General features: G+C 67.3%; 3 protein-coding genes. All 3 read left to right on the forward strand.

Annotated elements, in window-relative coordinates:
* The coding region (locus ACMO6A_RS12140) for a response regulator transcription factor (protein ID WP_418471331.1) at positions 1-320 on the forward strand (320 nt) is incomplete at its 5' end.
* Positions 321-527: 207 nt separating this feature from the next.
* Positions 528-1,943 (forward strand): alanine/glycine:cation symporter family protein, encoded by a 1,416-nt coding sequence (locus tag ACMO6A_RS12145; RefSeq protein WP_009304850.1) that lies wholly within the window; start codon positions 528-530, stop codon positions 1,941-1,943.
* 368 nt (positions 1,944-2,311) lie between these two features.
* Positions 2,312-3,394, forward strand: a 1,083-nt coding sequence (locus tag ACMO6A_RS12150) for an aminoacetone oxidase family FAD-binding enzyme (protein WP_418471332.1), incomplete at its 3' end; no start/stop codon positions are given.

Below are 3,394 nucleotides of genomic sequence, written 5' to 3' on the forward strand. Positions count from 1 at the left end.
GACGCGGCAGGGGCCGGCAGGTTGCGGAGGGCGCCCTCGACGACGAGGCGGCGGGCGACACGGCCAGCCGTCTGACCCAGTCCATCGTCGAGCGCTGCCAGGAGGTGGCCGCGGCTTACGCGCTGTCGCCGCGCGAGACCGAGGTGTTCACGCTGTTGGCGCAAGGGCGCACCTGCTCGTTCGTGCAGGACGAGCTCGTGCTGGCCGAGAGCACGGTCAAAACCCACATGTCCCATATCTACGGCAAGCTGGGCGTGGGCGGCCGTCAGGAGATGATGGATCTCCTGCTCGACGAGACCAAGGGGAAAGACGACGCCTAGGGCGCCTATCGATGCCGCTCGCGGACGATTTTCCCTTTGTTGACGAACCGTAAAGCGCCGCGTCGCTATAATCCGACTACTTTAGCGTGCGAAAGTACCTCTGCCGAAACGGCTTCGTCGTGTGCCGGAGGCGTCCGGAATCTGCTTCGGCGCAGGCTCTTTCTCTCGCAAGGGGATTCGTTGTACAAGAGAAGAGAGGGGATGTGCATGGATATCATCCAGTTCATCAGCGACATCGACGCCTTCGTGTGGGGTCCTCCGATGATCGTGCTTTTGCTGGGATCGCACCTGTTCCTGACGTTTCGCACCGGGTTCATCCAGCGCAAGCTGCCCACGGCTATCAAGCTGTCGGTGACGAAGGATCCGGATGCGCCGGGTGACATCAGCCAGTTCGGCGCGCTGACCACGGCGCTGTCGGCCACCATCGGCACCGGCAACATCGTGGGCGTGGGCACCGCCATTCTGGCCGGCGGCCCGGGCGCGGTGCTGTGGATGTGGCTGACCGGCGTGTTCGGCATGGCCACGAAGTACTCCGAAACGTTCGCCGCCGTGAAGTACCGCGTAAAGGACCACAACGGCAACATGCTGGGCGGCGCAATGTACGCGTGGCGCCGCGCGTTCGAGAAGGACGGCAAGGCGCCGTGGTGGGGCCTCTTGGGAGCGGGCGCGTTCGCGCTGTTCGCGGCCGTCGCCTCGTTCGGCATCGGCTCGGCGGTGCAGTCCAGTGCCATGACCGGCATCATCACGTCGAACGCACCCGGCGTGCCCACCTGGGGTATCGGCCTGGCCATCGTTATCATGGTGTCCCTGGTCATCTTCGGCGGCATCAAGATCATCTCGAAGGTGTGCGAGAAGCTCGTGCCGTTCATGGCCATCGCCTACGCGTGGGGCTGCATCGTGATCATCGGCATGAACTGGGAGTTCGTGTGGCCCGCCATCTGCCTGATCTTCGAGTGCGCCTTCACGCCGAAGGCCGCGTTCGGCGGCGCCGTGGGCTCCGGCCTCATGATGGCGCTGCAGTTCGGCTGCGCGCGCGGCCTGTTCTCCAACGAGTCGGGCCTGGGCTCGGCGCCCATCGTGGCGTCCGCCGCCTCCACGCGCAACCCGGCGCGCCAGGCGCTCGTGTCCATGACGGGCACGTTCTGGGACACCGTGGTCATCTGCGCGCTCACGGGCATCGTGCTGGTGTCCACGATGATCGCGAACCCCGGCATCATGGAGAGCGGCCAGATCTCGGCCGGCGCCGACCTCACCAGCGCGGCGTTCGCCTCCATTCCCTACATCGGCACGCCCATTCTGGTCATCGGCATGATCCTGTTCGCCTACACCACCATCTTGGGCTGGTCGTACTACGGTAACCGCTGCGTCACGTACCTGTTCGGCAAGCGCGCCATCCGTCCCTACCAGGTGCTGTACGTCGTCGTGGCGTTCTTGGGCGCCATCGGCATCGGCGATTTGGTGTGGACCATCTCGGACATCACGAACGCCCTGATGGCCGTTCCGAACATCATCGTGGTGCTGCTGCTGTCGGGCTTGATCGCGCGCGAGACGAAGCACTACGTGTGGGACAAGAACCTCGAGGAGACGGACGAGACGCCCATTCCGGTGTTGGAATCGAAGTAGCGCCGCGCGCGGATAGCGCGACGGCGAGGGCCCCGGTGTCGAAAGATGCCGGGGCCCTTTCGCGTTCGGGGCGCGCTGCCGGCGTGTGGTCCGGCCGCGTTCGGGGCGATACCAGCGTGTGGCCTGTCCGGCGTTCGGGGCTCTTCCAGCGTGTGGTCTGGCCGGTCTGTTGTTGGCACAGAATGAACGCTATGCGCGATTCTGCACTGGCCTGAGAAATTGCGACCTGGGGTTTCTTTCGCCGGTAATCAGAAAAGTGCCGAGAAATCGTGCATAGCGTTCATTCTGTGCCATGCGCGTGCGCGCGAGATCGCAGAATCGGCCTTCGCCCGTGCCCAACGCGCATGCGATGCGGTATCATGGCGGGCATGAAGAAACTGATGATCATAGGCGGCGGCGCGGCGGGTCTCGCGGCAGCGGTGGCTGCGACCGACGCGCTGCGTGCGCACGGCGTGCGCGTGGGCGCGGACGGCGGCGCGGACGCCGTCGAGGTGACGGTGTGCGAGGCCGACGAGCGCGTGGGCCGCTCCATCTTGGCCACGGGAAACGGGCGGTGCAACTTCTCGAACGTCCGTGTCGATGCGGGGCTCTACCGAAACGCCGAATTCGTCGGCGCGGCGCTGGCCCAGCTGCGCGCTCAGGGCGGGCATGCGGACGGATGCGAAGAGCCCGGACGCAAGAAAGCCGTCCGCTCGACGGACGCGGCCCTTCCCGCCGATGCCGTCTGCCCCGATCCGGTGCACGCGTTCTTCGCAGGCTTGGGGCTCGTGTGGCGCGAAGAGGGCGAAGGCCGTCTGTACCCGCTGGCGAACAAGGCTGCCAGCGTGCTGGACGTGCTGCGCGCGGGCGCGCGGGACGCGGGCGCTCGCGAGCTGTGCGGCTGCGAGGCGGTGCGCATCGATCCGCCGTCCCATGCGGGCGATCGCTTTCATGTTCGTTTCGCCGGCGGAGCGGTGCGCCATGCGGAGGCGGTCATCGTGGCCACGGGAGGTCGCACGGCGCGCGGCTTGCTGCCCGAGGGCTTCGAGGCGACGGAGCCGCGCCCGGTGCTGGGGCCGCTGCGCACCGACTCCCGCCTGGTGAAGGCGCTCAACAACATCCGCGTGCGCTGCGCGATCTCGCTCATGTCGCCCGACGGCGATGCCAAGGCGCGCGAGGAGGGCGAGGTGCTGTTCCGCGACTACGGCGTGTCGGGCATCGCGGTGTTCAACCTGTCGAGGTTCGCCGAGGCGGGCGACATGCTGCGCATCGACCCGCTGCCGCGGATGGACGCGCCGATGCTCGAGCAGCTGCTGCTAGAGCGCCGATCGCGCCTGTTCGCGCGCGCTGGATCGTGCACGGGCGACGACGTGCTGCGCGGCATGGTGCTGCCGGCGGTGGGTCGCGGCGTGCTGAAGGCGGCCGGGCTGCGCGCCGAAGGGCCGTTCGGGAAGCGCGATGCCGCGCAGCAC

Source organism: Eggerthella sp., from assembly GCF_048329335.1.
In the GTDB taxonomy this organism is placed as follows: Bacteria; Actinomycetota; Coriobacteriia; order Coriobacteriales; family Eggerthellaceae; genus Eggerthella; species Eggerthella lenta.